Raw genomic sequence first — 15,947 nt, 5'->3', positions numbered from 1 at the left:
CGCGCCAGGCGCGGCCTTTACTGGGCTCCAGCCAAGATTACCGGCCGTTCGGTCAGTAAGTCACCATTCCGGAGGGCGAACTCGTGACCCGCAACGCCGCGCACACCATGTTCGACACCGACGAGGCGTCCCGTTCGCTCGGCATCGAACTCGTCGAGGCGGCCGACGGCCGCGCGGTGGCCACGATGAAGGTCACCGAGACGATGGTCAACGGCCACGACATCGCCCACGGCGGTTACGTGTTCCTGCTAGCCGACACCACTTTCGCCCTCGCCTGCAACACGTACGGGCCGGTCACCGTCGCCGCGGGCGCGGAGATCTCGTTCGTCGCCGCCGGAAAACTGGGCGACCACCTCGTCGCGACGGCCGCCGAGCGCACCCGCTACGGCCGCAACGGCATCTACGACGTCACGGTGCACCGGGAAACCCCCGGCGGGCCCGAGGTCGTCGCCGAATTCCGCGGCCGCAGCCGCGTCATCGAGAAGACCCGGGAAGCACAGTGACCCCCACCCTCGCCGAAAACGTCAGCGCCGACGAGCTGGCCTCGCTCCAGCTGGAACGGCTGCAGTGGACCCTGCGGCACGCGTACGAGAACGTCCCGCTGTACCGCAAGAAGTTCGCCGAGGCGGGCGTGCATCCCGACGACTGCCGCGAGCTCGGCGACCTGGCGAAGTTCCCCTTCACCACCAAGGCCGACCTGCGCGACAACTACCCGTTCGGCATGTTCGCCGTGCCGCAGGACCGGATCCGCCGGCTGCACGCGTCGAGCGGCACCACCGGGAAGCCGACCGTCGTCGGCTACACCGAGGACGACCTCGACACCTGGGCCACGGTGATGGCGCGCTCGATCCACGCGGCGGGCGGACGGCCGGGGCACAAGGTGCACGTGGCGTACGGGTACGGCCTGTTCACCGGCGGGCTCGGCGCGCACTACGGCGCGGAAAAGCTCGGCTGCACAGTGATTCCGGCGTCCGGCGGGATGACTGCCCGGCAGGTCCAGCTGATCACCGACTTCAAGCCGGAGATCATCATGATCACGCCGTCGTACATGCTGACGCTGCTCGACGAATTCGAGCGCCAGGGCGTGGATCCGCGGGCCAGCTCGCTGAAGGTGGGCATTTTCGGCGCGGAGCCGTGGACCGAGCAGATGCGGTCCGAGATCGAAGAACGGTTCGCCCTCGACGCGGTCGACATCTACGGCCTGTCCGAGGTGATGGGCCCGGGTGTCGCGCAGGAATGCGCGGAAACCAAGGACGGCCTGCACATCTGGGAGGACCACTTCTTCCCCGAGGTGATCGACCCGTTCACCGACCAGGTGCTGCCCGAGGGCGAACGCGGCGAACTGCTGTTCACCTCGCTGACCAAGCAGGCGCTGCCGATCATCCGCTACCGCACCCGCGACCTGACCCGCCTGCTGCCCGGCACCGCGCGTCCGGCCTTCCGCCGGATGGAGAAGGTGACCGGCCGCAGCGACGACCTCATCATTTTGCGCGGCGTCAACGTTTTCCCCACGCAGATCGAGGAAATCGTCCTGCGAACCGAGGGATTGAGCCCGCACTTCCAGCTGGTCCGCTCGACCCGCGGCCGCCTGGACCACCTCACCGTGCGCGTCGAAGCCCGCGCGGACACGACGGCCGAGGGTCGGTCTTCGGCGGCATCCGCGGTGGCCGCCGGAGTGAAGGACGGTGTCGGCGTAAGCGTTTCGGTGGAGGTCGTGGACCCGGACACGCTGGAGCGCTCGCTCGGCAAGATGCGCCGCGTACTGGACGAACGCTCGTGACGACCCCCGCCCGCCGCGGCCGGCCCGGCTACGACCTGGAGTCGCTGCTCCAGGTCGCGGTCAAGCTGTTCAACGACCGCGGCTACGACGGGACCAGCATGGAGGACCTGTCGCGCAAGCTCGGCATCACGAAATCCGCGATCTACCACCACGTGCCGAGCAAGGAGGAACTGCTGCGGCTGGCGGTGGACCGGGCTTTGGACGGGCTGTTCGAGGTCGCGGAGTCGACGGAAGCGCTCGACGGGCGCGCGATCGACCGTTTGGAGCATCTGGTGCGCGGAAGTGTGCTGGTGCTGGCGGATCGGCTGCCGTTCGTGACGTTGCTGCTGCGGGTGCGGGGCAATACGAAGGCCGAACGGGCGGCGTTGGCGCGGCGGCGCGAGTTCGATCATCTGGTGACGGACCTGGTGAAGCAGGCCGAGGCGGAGGGAGACGTCCGGCCGGACATCGACCCGGCGATCGCGGCGCGGCTGCTGTTCGGCACGGTGAACTCGCTGATCGAGTGGTACCGGCCGCGGCGGGGGTCGTCTCCGGAGGAACTGGCGGACGCGGTGTGCAAGATGGCGTTCGACGGGTTGCGCGCTTGATCCGATTTCGTGCTGTGCGTAAGGATTTCTCGCTACGCTGACGGCATGGATCTGGGGGAGATCGGGCGGACTCTGGCAGAACGGCTCCGTGACGCGGTCGGCGACCGACGGTCGGACGCGGTGCTGCAGATCTCGTGGCGTGGCTGGGGAGCCCGGACCGCGGAGTGGCTCGACGAGGAGCCAACGGACGACCCGCACCTGCACGTCAACATCTTCGGAGCGCTCGAGGCCGATTTACCGCGCGGGGTCTACGAGACGCGGCTGCGCCGGGACGGCAGTTACCGGTTCTCGTTCAGCTCCGACGTCGACCTGCTGATCGAGCGCGCCCGCTTCGTGTTCGACCCGGACTTCCGTTACCCGGGGCATCCGTTGCCCGGCATGCCGCGACCGGTGGGCATCGAACCGACCGGGACGCCGACTGATCCGGCGGTACTGCGGGAAGTCGGTGCGCTCGTCGAGGAATTCGCCGAACGGTACACCGCGATCATCGGGCACGCGCCCGACTGGGCTCCCGGAGCCGGCGAGGAAGAAATCGCCGCGGCCGAAGCTCAGATCGGGATCCGGTTGCCGGAAGAGCTGCGCGCGCTCTTCCGCCTGATCGGCCGAGATTCCGGCGAGACCGGGCTGCTCAGCTACTACTCCCACGATTCGCTGGAAAGGCTGGTCGAGGAGTACCACGAGGGCCTGCCCGGCTCGTGCGCCGGAGTCCCCTACGACAGCCCGCTGGAGGACACCGGTCCGGTCTTCGACGCCGACCCGCCGAGGCGGCTCAAGCGCGTCTTCCGCAACGACTGGTGGGTGACCTTCGGCGGCAACCACGGCGGCGAGTACCTCGCGATCGACCTCGACCCGGATGTCGAGGGCCGCTCGGGGCAGGTGCTCGCTTACGGCGACTTTTCCGAAACCCCGCGTCTGGTCGGCTCCTCGGTCACCGAGATGATCGAGGAGGCGTTGCAGGCGCTTCGTGCGGGCAGGTACACCCTGCACGAAGGCGATCACCGGATCGAAGTCCACGCGTCCTTCACCGGTCTCCCGGTCCGAGATCCCGTTGAGAGCGTTCGCAACGGTGCTGCCCCGGCTGAAGCGATCATCGGCATCGAACACCCGGAGCTGGTCCAGGCCTGCTATCTCCGCCACGACGGCGACCTGGACCTGGCAGTGTTCGAGCCGCTCGGCTCGCTGCGCGATATCGGCGTGCGCGGGGCGAAAACCGTGACCGTCACCGTGTCGAATCTGCCGCTCCTGGAATCCCTCACCATCACCGCCGAACAGACCGACCTGAACGCGCTCTCCGGTCATCCGACCCTGTGGGACCTCACCCTCAGCGGTCTCACCCACCCCGTCGACCTAACCCCGCTGGCCACTCTCCCGAACCTCACCCGGCTCGCCGTCAACGGCCTGGACATCCCGGCAATCGATCACCTCGCCCACCTAAAAGCCCTGCGCATCCTCACCCTCGACGCCAGCCAGCTCACCCGCCTCCTGGCCTCCGGCAACCGCCTCCCCCAGCTGGCCGCCCTCACTATCTCCGGCCGCGTCCTGCTGCCCGAAGCAGTCGAATTCCTCCGTCAGCTCCGCGGCACCGACGTCCACCTCGAAGAGTTCACCGGCTCGCTCAGCCCGTCCGTTTGACCCGTTTATCGCCACACGGCTGTGAAATCGGCGTCCGGTATCGCCGTCAGAAAGTCGGCCGCGGCGAATGCCTCGCCCGGGGCCAGCGCGCCCGAGCCGCGGTACCTGCCGTCGAGGAGCCGGACTGTGGCTTCGGCCAAGATCGGTGCGGTCGTGGCGTAGATGTCGCGCCCGGTAGCGGTGGCGCGGCGAGTCTCAGTACCGGAGCCGACGGTGACTTCGACGGCGAAGCGTTGCGCCGAGCGTCCGTGCTCGTCGTGGGCTTGCGGGGCCGGGGTGTCCGGGTCGCGGAGGTCGTCGAGCGGGGCGGTGTTCAGCCAGGAGCGCAGGGTTCCCACCTTGAGATGCCGGTCGATGGTGACCGCCTCCGAGAACGGAAGCTCCACAGTGGACTGTGCGCCGATCGGCTCCGGGAAGTCCCATTCGCCGGTCGCCGGGCCGGAGATCGGGACGAGGACGCCGTCGCGGATGACCAGCCGGGTCGCGGTGTTGCGGGCGCCGGTGACCCGGGTTCCCTCCGTGGGCCACCACCGGTCGAGTCCGATGGCGATCTCGACCTCGGCAGCGGTCGTCTCGGGACCGAGTACGGCGGTGAGCAGCAAATCGGCCAGCCCGCCGTAGAACGCCATGGCGGGCATGACGACGGTCCCGGCCGAGCGGGCAGATGCGTCGAGCTCGCGGTAGAGCTGCTGGACGGCGGGCTGCTCAGCGGTGACGTCCAGGTAGTGGGTGCCGGTTTCGACCGCTGCCGTCGCGAGCGGGAGCGCGGTGTCCAGGAACGGGCCGGCGCAGTTGATCACCACCGCGACGTCGTTGAGGAGCGCCCGCAAACCGGGGCCGTCGTCGATGCTTGCCGCGCGCCGGTCAAGATCCGCGAACTGCTGGAGGCGCGAGAGACTGCGCCCCGCGACGATCGGCTGAAGACCGCGTCGCAGCAACTCGTCGACCACGAACTTTCCGGTGTGGCCGCTGGCGCCGTAGACCAGGACACGCTGGGAATCTGTCATAAAGCTGATTCTGGACACTCTCGCGCGCCACTCGTGAGTGTCTGAAAGGACGAGTTGCGTACAGTATCGGACATGCCTCGACTGGTGCTCGTCCTGCACGAGCACGCGATGCTGTACGAGGTCGCGATCGCGGCCGAAGTCTTCGGCGTCGACCGATCGGAGCTCTCCCCCGGCGGCGCCTGGTACGACGTCGTCGTGGCCTGCCCGGACCGGTCGCCGCGGCACTGGCTGCCGCAGCTGCCCTCGATCGGCGTCTCGGAGATCGGCGTAGCCGCCGCCGACCTGATCGTGGTCCCCTCCACGGATTCGCCCGGCGAGGAGATCGATCCGGCGCTCGCGGCCGCGCTCCGGGAGGCGCACGCGAACGGGGTCCGGATCGCGGCCCTGTGCACCGGCTCGTTCGTCCTGGCCGAGGCGGGACTGCTGGACGGCCGGATCGCGACCACCCACTGGATGCACGCCGACGACCTGGCCCGCCGCTATCCGCGCGTGAAGGTGCGCTCCGACGTGCTCTACGTCGACGAGGGCGACATCCTGACCTCCGCGGGCAAAACGGCCGCCCTGGACCTGTGCTTGCACCTGGTGCGCCGCGACCTTGGCGCCGCGGTCGCCAACGACCTCGGCCGCCGCCTGGTCGTCCCGCCGCACCGGCACGGCGGCCAGGCGCAATTCGTGTCCCCGCCGCCGTCCCCGGAAGGTTCCGCCCTGGCGCGCACCGCGGAGTGGGCACGGTCCCGGCTGGACCGACCGCTCACGGTCGCCGACCTCGCGCGCCACGCCGGTCTCAGCTCCCGGCAACTCGCCCGCCGGATGCGCGCCGAATTCGGCTCCGCCCCGCTGAACTGGCTGCACCGGCAACGCCTCGCCCGCGCACAGGAACTGCTCGAACGCACCGACTCCCCGGTCGAGCAGATCGCCGCGAGCTGCGGGATGGGCAGCGCCGCCACCCTCCGCCGCCACTTCCGCGACGCACTCGGCGTCTCGCCCTCCGAATACCGCGCGACGTTCCGGCTGGCCTAAGGCGCTTCCCTCCAAGCCGGAGCAGGCATAGTCACCACGAACCCCGTACTCCGCCCCAAATCGTCCAGCAGCCAGCCCATCCGCTTGACCGTCCGCAGGATCAGCGCCGAATCCACCACCGACAGCGGCGCCAGATCCTGCTCCAGGTGCTCCTGCATCCGCATCGACTCCTCGATCGAGCGCATCCACGTGGTCACCAACAGATTCGCCGGACCGGGCAAACTCGCCATCTGCCGCACGGTCGGGTTGGCCCGCAACCGATCCACGCACGTCGACACGTGCGCCACCGGCACCTGGCACCACCAGTTCACGACAATCGGCGACGGCGTCAGCCCCTGCGCGATCTCGCAGCGGAACGTCAACGCGTCGGCGCTCAACAGGTGTCCGAGCTGTCGGCGGACAGTCGACACGGGGCGTCCGGTGATCCGCGCAAGGTCGGCCGCGCTGCGTCGGCCGTCCTCACCAAGGGCGACGGTCAGCGGGGCGTAAGGCTCTTCCCACGGCTGCAGCTTGGCCAGCCGCCCGCCGCCGATAGAGGGCAGTTGCGACAGGGCCTGCACGCGACGTCGGTCCAGCGCGCCGACTCGCCATGAGCTGCCTTCGACGTGCAGCCGCGACGCGAGGTGCGAGCGCGTGTTGAGCACGCCGGGCAGGCTGGGGATCGCGTCGAGCAGCAGGGCGGACAGGTCACGCAGGCCGAGACCGAAGACCGTCAGCACCAGGCTGTACTCGCGCGAAGCCTCCTCGATGCTGGCCACCGAAGGCCACGTCGACAGCTCCCGGATCAGCTCGCGCACCTGGCCGCTCGCGCAGCGGATTTCCACGTACGCCGCCTGCACCTGATAAAGCCCGGGCACGTGCGGATACGCCGTCACCCAGGCCGCTCCCCCGTCGCGCAGCCGCTCCCAGCGCCGCGCCAGCGTCACCGGGGAGGAGTCGAGGGCCACGGCCAGTTGCGTCCAGGTGGCGCGGGGGCGCAGTTGCAGTGCGTGGATGAGCGAAAAGTCTTCCTCCTCCAGTGAGTCGATCATTATTTCTTCTCCAGAGGGCCATCCTGCGAGCGATTCCGACAACTCTAACCCGATATCGGGCGTCAGTTCGCACACTCGACCACCAAGACGCCCGTTCCCCGACGAAGAGGAGCCGAGCCGGTGGACCTCCACGAAGACGCCCGCAGCCAGCAGGACGACCTGGCCCGGCTGCGCCGCGACCTGCACCGCGAACCCGAGATCGGTCTCGACCTCCCGCGCACCCAGGAACGGGTGCTGCGCGAACTCGACGGGCTCGGCCTGGAGGTCTCCACCGGCACCGATACGACGTCGGTGACCGCAGTGCTTCGCGGCAAAGGCTCCGCCCGGGATTCGGCTCAGCCGCGCACGGTCCTGCTGCGCGCCGACATGGACGCGCTTCCGGTGCAGGAGGCGACGGGCCTCGACTTCGCCGCTACCAACGGCGCGATGCACGCGTGCGGCCACGACCTGCACACGACGTCGCTGGTCGGCGCGGCGCGGCTGCTGCACACGCACCGCGACCGGATCAACGGCGACGTCGTCCTGATGTTCCAGCCCGGTGAGGAAGGCTGGGACGGCGCGGGCGTAATGCTGAAGGAAGGCGTGCTCGACGCCGCTGGCCGACGCGTCGACGCCGCGTACGGGCTGCATGTTTTCTCGTCGATGCTGCCCAGCGGCCAGTTCGCGAGCCGTCCCGGGACGCTGATGTCCGCTTCGCACAAGCTGCTCGTCACCGTGCACGGCGAAGGCGGCCACGGCTCGATGCCGCACCGCGCCAAGGACCCGATCTCCGCTGCGGCAGCGATGATTACCGCGCTGCAGACCATGATCACGAGGCGGCTGGACATCTTCGACCCGGCTGTGCTCACCGTCGGCGTCATCCGCGGCGGCACCAAGCGCAACGTCATCCCCGCGACCGCCGAGTTCGAGGCCACCGTCCGGTGCTTCTCCGACGACACCGCCGCCCTGCTGGACACCACCATCCGCGAGACGATCGACGGTGTCGCGCGGGCGAACGGCGTCACCGCGGACGTCGTGTTCGAGAACGAATATCCCGTGACCGTAACGGATGTCGACGAGACGGCGTTCGGAGCCGAGGTCGTCCGCGAGACGATCGGCGAGCAGTACTACACCGAATTGCCCAATCCGGTCGCCGGTTCCGAGGACTTCTCCCGCGTGCTCGCCGCGGTGCCGGGCACGTTCCTCGGCCTCGGCGCGCTGATGCCGGGCCTCGAACCGCACACCGCGCCCAACAACCACAGTCCGTACGCCGATTTCGACCCGTCCGTGCTGTCCCGTGCCGCGACCGTCTACGCAGAACTCGCCGTTCGCCGTCTCGACCGTTTCGCCGAAGGAGCAATGCGATGACTTCTGTGGTCCCAGATCGTCGCCGCACCCTCTTCGGGCTCGGTGCCGGCAACGCGATGGAATGGTTCGACTGGAACGTCTACGCCACCTTCGCGTCCTTCTTCGCCGCGCAGTTCTTCAACGCCCATAGCGCGGTTTCGGCCCTGCTGAGCACGCTGGCGGTGTTCGCGGTCGGGTTCGCCGCGCGGCCGGTCGGCGGCTGGGTCTTCGGCTGGATCGCCGACCGCAAGGGCCGTCAACTGGCGATGTCGCTGACGGTCGCGATCGCCGCCGCCGGCAGCCTGGTCATCGGCCTTTCCCCGACGTACGGCCAAATCGGCGTGTGGGCGTCGGTGATCCTCGTGGTCGCGCGGCTGGCCCAGGGCCTCGCGCACGGCGGCGAGCTGCCGTCCGCGCAGACCTACATCGCCGAGGTCGCGCCGCCGGCCCGCCGCGGGTTGTGGTCGAGCCTGATCTACTTCTCCGGCACCTGCGGCGTCCTCGTCGGCACGCTGCTGGGCGCGGTTCTCTCCGGCGTCTTGACGCACGAGCAGATGCTGTCCTACGGCTGGCGCATCCCGTTCATCCTCGGCGGCGTCTTCGGGATTTACTCGCTCTACGTGCGGCTTCGCATGCGCGAGACCGAGGTGTTCCAGGCTTCGAAGAAGGACGCGGCGAAGGACAAGGGCCAGATCTGGCAGACGATCAAGCAGAACCCGAAACTGCTCGCACAGGTCGTCGGGCTGACGGTAGGCGCGACGGTCATCTACTACATGTGGGCCGTCGCCGCGCCGTCGTACGCGATCACCGTGCGCGGCGTCGCCCCGACCGGCGCGCTGTGGGCGGGTGTGTTCGCGAACGTCGTGTTCCTGATCGCTCTGCCACTGTGGGGAATGCTGTCCGACCGCATCGGCCGCAAACCGGTGCTGTTCATCGCGATCGCGGGCCTGCTCGTGCTGAGCTTCCCGCTGAACGCGATGGTCGGGCACGAGGCGTGGCAGCTGTTCGTGGCGATGTCGATCGCGCTGGTGTTCATGGCCGGGTTCTCCTCCATCGGCCCGGCCGTCTATGCGGAGATCTTCCCGACCCGCATCCGAGCGGTCGGCGTCGGCGTGCCGTACTCGATCGCGGTCGCGGCGTTCGGCGGCACGGCCCCGTACTTGCAGACGCTGTTCGCCGGGAACGGGCATCCGTCGCTGTTCGTCATTTACGGGATCGTGCTGATGGTGATCAGTGCGCTGGTCGTGTTCACGCTTCCGGAGACCCGGGGCGTCGACCTGCGGGAGAAGGCGGAGACGGCCGACCGGGCGGTCACCGGATCAGGAGCGTAAGGCCGGGTAGGGCTTCAGCGTGATGGCGTTCGCCGAGCGCTGAAGCCCGCCCAGCATCCGTTGCCGGCCTGGCAGGTGCGGCAATGCGCGCATGATCGCGTTGCGCACCCGGATGCCGTTCCGGGTCCGCGGGGCGAAACCCCTGGCCCCGCCGGGCGGGCGTTTCCGGTTCGCCGCCACGTAGTCCCGCATCTCGTCGGCGTAGCTGGCGAAGGCCGCTCGCGGGTCGTCCATAGTGGACAGTTCACCCGCGAGGACGTACGCGCCGACGACAGCCAGGCTGGTCCCCATGCCGAGCGAACCGCCGAAGGCCGAATCGCCGAGCAGGACCGTGCGGCCGCGGTGCCAATCCGTCAGCTGGACCTCCCTGGTGCGGGCGAAGTACAGGTCGTCCGGCAGCTGGTCGAGCAGGGCGGGAATCTCCCACCCGGCGCCAGCGAACACCTCGGCCAGCGCGGCGGCCGGGTCTTCCCTCGACGAAAGCGGTTCCGGCGAAACGAAACCGAGCATGGCGCAGCATTCGCCGGACGTGCCCAGCGGGTACAGCATGACGGCGCGGCCGCCGACCCCGTTGCCCGCGGGCAGGTTGTAAATCACCTCCCAGCCGGCCAGGTCGAGCTGGGTGCGGGCAGGGAAGTACGCGACGTCATAACCGAGGTCGCGCACTGATTTCGGGCCGAAAACCATGGCCCGCACACCGGATCCGATGCCGTCCGCGCCGACCACGACGTCGAACGTCCGCGCGGGGCCGTGAGTGAAGGTCACGCGAATCCCTTCGGATTCCTCGGTCAGCGCGGTGATTTCGGTGCCGTATTCGATTTCAGAGTCTGCGGCGTCGTGCAGGATCCGTATCAGATCGCCGCGCAGGATCTCTAGGTCCGCGACCACTCCGCCAGAATCGCCGAAAGCATCCGCGGACATTTCGGCCACCCGACGGCCTTGTTCGTCGAGCCAGGCGATGCCGCGCGTGCCGGTGTGCGCGGCACGGACCTCGTCCATCAGCCCCATGCGGTCGATCACCTCGCGGGCCGTGCCGCGAATGTCGATCGCCTGGCCGCCGGCGCGCAACGCGGGTGCGCGCTCGACCAGAGTCGGGTGAAAACCGTACTGCCGCAGCCAGTACGCGAGAGAAAGCCCGGCAACGCCCGCGCCGGAGATCAAAACAGTGCGCATGGGCAAACCGTACGAGCGTTTCTCCGTTCACGTACCTTTGCTCTAGTGCAGTTCTTCTCCGTTGCCGGAGGAGCTGTGGGAGCACTAGTGCACTGGGGAGTCGATGGATCCTGCGCCGTACCAGCGGATCGTGGCCGAGATCCGCGACCGCATCACGAGCGGACGGTTGCGGCCGGGCGACCGCGCGCCCTCGACCCGGCAGATCACCCGGGAATGGGGCGTCGCGATGGCTACCGCGACGAAGGTCATCGCCGAACTGCGCGGGCTGGGGCTGGTCGACACCAAACCGGGCGCCGGAACCGTCGTGCGGTCCGGCGAGCGGCAGCGGGAACCGGAGCTGAGCCGCGACCGGATCGTGCGCGCCGCGATCGGGATCGCCGACGCGGACGGGCTGCCCGCGGTGTCGATGCGCCGGATCGCCACCGAACTCGGCGCCGCGACGATGTCGCTGCACCGGCACGTCGGAGACAAGGACGAACTGGTGCATCTGATGGCCGACACAGTGGCAGGCGAAGCGATCCGCCGGGAACCGCCGGTCCCGTGGCGGGCTTGCCTGGAAACCACCGTCCGTCTCTTGTGGACAGTCTGCAGGCGGCATCCGTGGGTGGCCGAGGCACTGTCCATGACCCGGCCCCGTCCCACGCCGAATCTGATGCGGTACTCCGAGTGGGTGCTGGCCGCCCTGCGCCGCGCCGGACTGCCCGCCGAAGAGCTGCTTCTGGTCCACCTCACCCTCTTCGGCCACGTCCGCGGCCTGGGGCTGACCTGGCAGTCGGAGGCGTGGGCCCGCCAGGACACCGGCGTCGCGAACGACGAATGGCTCGACGACCATGAGGCCGAGTTCCGGCGGATCGGCGCGACCGGCCGCTACCCCGCCCTGGACTACACGACCGCCCAGCCGGTCAGCCAAGACCTGGACCAGACCTTCGAATACGGCCTGCGCCTGCTCCTGGACGGCGTCGAACGGCGGCTGGGAAGTCCGTGAAGGGAACCCTGAGGGACTCTGATTCCCCCAGGGTTCCCCTCACGGACTTCTCGGCGGGTTCAGCTGTCCGCCTGGGTTTCGCCCAGTTGCCACCACAGCGCCGCCCGCAGCTGTTCGATCAGCGCCTCGTCGTCCTCCTCGCTCGGCTCGGCTCCCAGCGGGATCCACCGCTCCCCCACCAGTTCGCCGTCGTCGTAGCTGCTGATCAGTATCCCCGGATACGACACCGTCAGCTCGTCCTCCGGGCAGCCGGTCGCGCACGGCCGGTCGTCCATCCGGACGTGCCGGTAGTGCAACCGCACCCCGACCCACCGGCCGGGCGGCCGCGGCTGCTGGTCCGTGCCGTTCATCGCCCGCTCCCGCTCGCCCCACGTCCCCCGGCTGAAGGTCGCGGCCGGGGCGGCCGGAGTTACCGGCCGGTTGTTCCGGTTGGGTAACGGCATCCGGTGACAGCATCGCGACGCGGTCCGCACCGTGTTGACAACGACCTCGCCCGGCGGCGAGGCTGGCCCGGTGAGCAGCGGACCCCGGCGGCGGCTGGACCCCGCGCAGCGCCGGGCCGAGATCCTCGCCGCGGCCCGGCGGTGCTTCGGCGCGGGCAGCTACTCCTCGGTGTCCACTTCGGACATCGCGGCGGCGGCCGGGGTCGCCCGGCCGCTGATCAACCACTATTTCGGCGGCAAACGCGAGCTGTACCTCGAAGTGGTGCGGCAGATGACGATCGTGCCCGCCCCGGTCGTCGACGCGCTGCCCGACGGCCCGCCCCGGCTCCGGCTGGAGATCGGCATCGACCGGTGGATCGACGTCGTGGAGCGCAACCGAGACGCCTGGCTCACGGTGATCGACGCGGCGCACGACCCGGAGGTCGAGCGGATCATGCGGGAGGCCGACGAGATCGCCGCCGACCGCGTGCTCGCCGCCGCCCAGCTGCCCGCGAACGGACATCCGCAGCTGCGGGCGATGATCCGCGCCTACGGCGGGATGCTGCGCGCCGCATCCCGGGAATGGCTGGTCCGCGGCACGCTCGAACGGGCCGAACTGCGCGCGTTCCTCGTGGAATCGCTGGTGCAACTACTGGAAACCACCTATCCGGCCGTACTGGCGCAGCAAACCTCCGGAACGGGCACCACCGGCTGAACCGCTCGACGACGGAACGCGGGCAGGATCGTCACAACCGCGGCCACGGCCATCGCGGCGCCGAGGACGATCGGCGCGCGCAGGCCGTACGGCTCGATCAGGCTGGCGCCGACGGACGAGCCGAGCATGACCCCGAGCGTGATGAACGACGAGTGCACCGTGTTGACCAGCGGACTGGTGTTCCCCGCCCGCTGCACTCGCACCGCCATCGCGGGGTTCATCGTCACGCCAGCCAGGCCGACCGCGAACATGAACACCAGCGCCGCCGCGGGCACATCCGTGAACAGTGCGAAGCCGGTGAGGAAGACCGCGTTGAGGATGGTGCCGACGACGAGCGTCGCCACGGTGTGCCGGTCGGCGAGCCTGCCGACGACGCTGTTGCCGATGACCGTGGCCGCGCCGTAGCCGAGCAGCAGCAGCGGGACCGTGTCCGGCGAGAACCCGCTGAGCTGGGTAAGGATCGGAGTGAAGAAGCTGAACGCGGAAAACGTCGCGCCGATGATCAGCGTGCTGGAGACGAGCGCGAGAATCAGCTTCGGACGGCGGAAAACGCGCAAGTCCGCGGTTTCCCGCTGCTGAGCCTGCCCGGCATCGCGCACCTGGAACTGAGTCAGCAGCGCGGCGAGGACGGTCAGCAGGGTGATCGTCCAGAACGCCGCCCGCCAGCCGAAATGTCCGCCCGCGAAGGTCGCCACCGGCAGCCCGAGCAGGGTGCCGAGCATCAGTCCGTTCATCGCGACGCCGATCGCCCGGCCCCGCACGCGTTCGTCGACCAGCTGCCCGCACAGGGAAATCGCGATGCCGAAGAAGGCTTGCGACGCGACGCCGCCGATCACGCGGGCAACCACCATCACCGAGTACGTCGTCGCGAGCGCGGCCAGCACGTTGCCCGCCAAGAACACCGCGAAAATAACCATCAACGCCGCTTTCGGCCGGATACGCAGCAACGCCAGCGTCAGCACCGGGCCGCCGACTGCCATCGCGACGGCGAAGACCGTGATGAGGTAGCCGATCCGCGCGACGTCGACACCGAGTCCGGCGGCGAGCTGCGGCATCAGCCCGGCGACGGCGAATTCGCTGGTGACCATGGCGAAAATGCCTGCCGCCAGCACGTAGACCGCGGACGGCACTTGGGGCGCGGACATGGGAGACCCTTTCCTGTAACGATCGGTTCAAAATCCGGTCAGCCTTCAACCGGGAAGGACGGGGGGGGTGTTACGGGCGAAGTGCCCGGGTGGCGGCCTGGACGATGTCGGCCAGCCGAGCCAGCGGTGCGCCGCCCTGGGCGGAGATCCGCAGCCCTGCGACACTGGCGTTCACGTACGCTGCCAAGCCTTCCGCCGGAACCTCAGCGGTGACTTCGCCAGCCGCCTGACCTGCGCGCAACAGGTCGGCCAGCAGGCGCAGCCGGGCGTCGGTGTCGCGGGCGACTTGCTCCAGGAATTCCGCGTTCTCGGTGTCGCCAGCCAGGTCCGCGACGGAATTGACGGCGAGACATCCGCTCGGCGCCCCAGTGCTCGATCGCTCGGCTTCTTCGAGGACCACCTTCGTCAGATAAGCCTCGATTCGCGCCACCGTGTCACCCTTTTTGGCGATCACCTCGGCGGTGGCCTGCGCGGTGGTGTCGAGATAGCGGCCGAGGCATTCCGCGAACAGCGCACCCTTGCTGCCGAAGGTGTTGTACAGGCTGCTGCGGCCGAGACCGGTTGCCTGGCACAGCTCTTCGGCACTGGTCGCGTGAAAGCCCCGCCGCCAGAACAGCTCAGTAGCGGCGGTGAGCACTTGCTCGCGATCGAAGGTGCGTGGTCGAGCCATGCCGTGAGCCTACGACATTGTGTAACGAAATGTCCATAACGGCTATCGGCTGCGGCGGGCGTACGCGGCAGGCGTGGTGCCAGTCCAGCGTTTGAACGCGTAGATGAAGCTCGACGCCTCGGCGTAGCCCAGGCGCAGCGCGACGTCGTCAACGGACAGCACGCCGGTGTCGAGCATTTCCTCGGCGAGCGTCTGACGGACTTCGTCCAGCAACTGGCGGTAGCCGGTGCCCGCCTCGGTCAACCGACGTCGCAGCGTTCGCGCGCTGAGCGTGAGCTGACGGGCGATCTCGTCCATCCCGGCGTCCGCGCCGCCCAGCCGCACCAGCCGTTCCCGCACCAGCTGCGGGACCCCGGATCGCGCGCGGCGACGGGCGACGAGGGCGTCGCACTGCGCGGCACACAACGCGACGGTTTGCTCGTTGGCCTGCGGCAACGGAAGGTTCAGCAGCTCCGGATCGAGGATGACCTGATGCTCGGCCGCCCCGAAAATCGGGCTGACCCCGAAGGCGGTCCGATATGCGTCCACAAAGGACGAAGACGGAAACCGGAACTCCAGCCGTTCCAAGGAGATCTCCGGCAAGAGGTCCCGCATGACGGTGCAGATCGCGGACAGGTCGCGCAGTGCGAGGAAGCGCGCGACGTCTTCGGGGACCCTCGAATCGTCCAGCACCAGGCGGAGTCCGGCGGCGTCCAGCTCGACGTGCGGGATGCAGAAGGTGAACGACAAATCCAGGTACCGCAAGGCGAACACCATCGCGTCGCGCATCGTCGGGCTGCTGATGCAGGCGAAGCCGAAGATCCCGAACGTCGTCGCGTGGTACCGGCAGCCGAGGCTGAGCGCGACGTCGTCACCGGAGCCGACTGTCGACAGCAACGCGCGCACGACGGCCAGTTCCTGCCGAGCGTCGAGCTGCCGGTCCGGCGCGCGCAATTCCTCGACCGGCACGCCGGGCAGCGTGACGCCGTGTTCCTCGGCGAACCGGTGCATGAGCAGCACACTCGCCGTGCCGCGCGGGTAGTCCCAGTCGCGGATGGCGGGTGCGGCTAGCTCGGCCATGGCCGGAATTATGGATCAACCGGCCGCCTTCGCGCCGATCGAGGGCCAAAACTGTCCGGGTTGC

16 protein-coding genes are annotated in these 15,947 nt (G+C 69.1%); 9 read left to right on the top strand and 7 right to left on the bottom strand.

Features of this window, described 5'->3' with window-relative positions; translation table 11 throughout:
- The first annotated feature begins 107 nt into the window (after window positions 1-107).
- Genes paaI through ACFORO_RS14220 form a run of 4 tightly spaced genes read left to right on the top strand, consistent with a single transcriptional unit; the run spans window position 108 to window position 3,999 of the window.
- Complete coding sequence (gene paaI, locus ACFORO_RS14235; protein WP_208720501.1) at window positions 108-503, top strand: hydroxyphenylacetyl-CoA thioesterase PaaI; 396 nt, start codon at window positions 108-110, stop codon at window positions 501-503.
- A complete protein-coding gene (gene paaK / locus ACFORO_RS14230; RefSeq protein ID WP_377875104.1) occupies window positions 500-1,780 on the top strand; it encodes a phenylacetate--CoA ligase PaaK in 1,281 nt (426 codons plus the stop codon). Before paaI ends, paaK begins: the two co-directional genes overlap by 4 nt.
- Complete coding sequence (locus ACFORO_RS14225) at window positions 1,777-2,367, top strand: TetR/AcrR family transcriptional regulator (protein WP_370939757.1); 591 nt, start codon at window positions 1,777-1,779, stop codon at window positions 2,365-2,367. Before paaK ends, ACFORO_RS14225 begins: the two co-directional genes overlap by 4 nt.
- A 45-nt stretch (window positions 2,368-2,412) precedes the next feature.
- Window positions 2,413-3,999: an SMI1/KNR4 family protein gene (locus tag ACFORO_RS14220; RefSeq protein ID WP_377875107.1), complete on the top strand. Its 1,587-nt coding sequence runs from the start codon at window positions 2,413-2,415 to the stop codon at window positions 3,997-3,999.
- A 5-nt stretch (window positions 4,000-4,004) separates the two neighbouring features.
- On the opposite strand, the gene ACFORO_RS14215 is transcribed toward ACFORO_RS14220, so the two are convergent.
- Window positions 4,005-5,006, bottom strand: a complete 1,002-nt coding sequence (locus tag ACFORO_RS14215; protein WP_377875109.1) for a saccharopine dehydrogenase family protein — start codon at window positions 5,004-5,006, stop codon at window positions 4,005-4,007.
- Window positions 5,007-5,078: 72 nt separating this feature from the next.
- Here ACFORO_RS14215 and ACFORO_RS14210 point away from each other — a divergent pair, with 72 nt between their 5' ends.
- Window positions 5,079-6,026, top strand: coding sequence for a GlxA family transcriptional regulator (locus ACFORO_RS14210; protein ID WP_377875111.1), 948 nt, complete (start codon window positions 5,079-5,081; stop codon window positions 6,024-6,026).
- Here ACFORO_RS14210 and ACFORO_RS14205 read toward each other — a convergent pair.
- A complete protein-coding gene (locus tag ACFORO_RS14205) occupies window positions 6,023-7,057 on the bottom strand; it encodes an Lrp/AsnC ligand binding domain-containing protein (RefSeq protein WP_377875113.1) in 1,035 nt (344 codons plus the stop codon). The two genes, ACFORO_RS14210 and ACFORO_RS14205, sit on opposite strands and share 4 nt — an antisense overlap.
- Window positions 7,058-7,177: 120 nt before the next feature.
- Here ACFORO_RS14205 and ACFORO_RS14200 point away from each other — a divergent pair, with 120 nt between their 5' ends.
- Together ACFORO_RS14200 and ACFORO_RS14195 are read left to right on the top strand one after the other, a co-directional pair.
- A complete protein-coding gene (locus ACFORO_RS14200) occupies window positions 7,178-8,404 on the top strand; it encodes a M20 metallopeptidase family protein (RefSeq protein WP_354748815.1) in 1,227 nt (408 codons plus the stop codon).
- Entirely contained in the window at window positions 8,401-9,714 is a 1,314-nt protein-coding gene (locus ACFORO_RS14195; RefSeq protein ID WP_377875116.1) for an MFS transporter, read from the top strand. Before ACFORO_RS14200 ends, ACFORO_RS14195 begins: the two co-directional genes overlap by 4 nt.
- Here ACFORO_RS14195 and ACFORO_RS14190 read toward each other — a convergent pair.
- A complete protein-coding gene (locus tag ACFORO_RS14190) occupies window positions 9,703-10,887 on the bottom strand; it encodes an FAD-dependent monooxygenase (protein WP_377875118.1) in 1,185 nt (394 codons plus the stop codon). The genes ACFORO_RS14195 and ACFORO_RS14190 overlap by 12 nt on opposite strands.
- 103 nt (window positions 10,888-10,990) lie before the next feature.
- Here ACFORO_RS14190 and ACFORO_RS14185 point away from each other — a divergent pair, with 103 nt between their 5' ends.
- Entirely contained in the window at window positions 10,991-11,872 is an 882-nt protein-coding gene (locus tag ACFORO_RS14185) for a TetR/AcrR family transcriptional regulator C-terminal domain-containing protein (protein WP_377875121.1), read from the top strand.
- A gap of 59 nt (window positions 11,873-11,931) precedes the next feature.
- On the opposite strand, the gene ACFORO_RS14180 is transcribed toward ACFORO_RS14185, so the two are convergent.
- On the bottom strand, window positions 11,932-12,315 hold the full coding sequence (locus ACFORO_RS14180) for a hypothetical protein (protein WP_377875123.1): 384 nt from the start codon (window positions 12,313-12,315) through the stop codon (window positions 11,932-11,934).
- A 70-nt stretch (window positions 12,316-12,385) separates the two neighbouring features.
- On the opposite strand from ACFORO_RS14180, the gene ACFORO_RS14175 reads away from it, so the two are divergent.
- On the top strand, window positions 12,386-13,009 hold the full coding sequence (locus ACFORO_RS14175) for a TetR/AcrR family transcriptional regulator (protein ID WP_354748807.1): 624 nt from the start codon (window positions 12,386-12,388) through the stop codon (window positions 13,007-13,009).
- Here ACFORO_RS14175 and ACFORO_RS14170 read toward each other — a convergent pair.
- The 3 genes from ACFORO_RS14170 to ACFORO_RS14160 all read right to left on the bottom strand — a co-directional run bounded on the left by ACFORO_RS14170 (window position 12,958) and on the right by ACFORO_RS14160 (window position 15,883).
- Window positions 12,958-14,154 (bottom strand): MFS transporter, encoded by a 1,197-nt coding sequence (locus tag ACFORO_RS14170; RefSeq protein ID WP_377875126.1) that lies wholly within the window; start codon window positions 14,152-14,154, stop codon window positions 12,958-12,960. The two genes, ACFORO_RS14175 and ACFORO_RS14170, sit on opposite strands and share 52 nt — an antisense overlap.
- A gap of 70 nt (window positions 14,155-14,224) precedes the next feature.
- On the bottom strand, window positions 14,225-14,824 hold the full coding sequence (locus tag ACFORO_RS14165; RefSeq protein ID WP_377875128.1) for a TetR/AcrR family transcriptional regulator: 600 nt from the start codon (window positions 14,822-14,824) through the stop codon (window positions 14,225-14,227).
- A gap of 42 nt (window positions 14,825-14,866) precedes the next feature.
- Window positions 14,867-15,883, bottom strand: a complete 1,017-nt coding sequence (locus ACFORO_RS14160) for an AraC family transcriptional regulator (protein WP_377875130.1) — start codon at window positions 15,881-15,883, stop codon at window positions 14,867-14,869.
- Between the last annotated feature and the right edge of the window lie 64 nt (window positions 15,884-15,947).

It is taken from the genome of Amycolatopsis halotolerans, from assembly GCF_042647905.1.
In the GTDB taxonomy this organism is placed as follows: Bacteria; Actinomycetota; Actinomycetes; order Mycobacteriales; family Pseudonocardiaceae; genus Amycolatopsis; species Amycolatopsis halotolerans.
The sequence above is the reverse complement of the archived record's forward strand: the minus strand, read 5'-3'. Positions and strand labels throughout refer to the sequence as shown.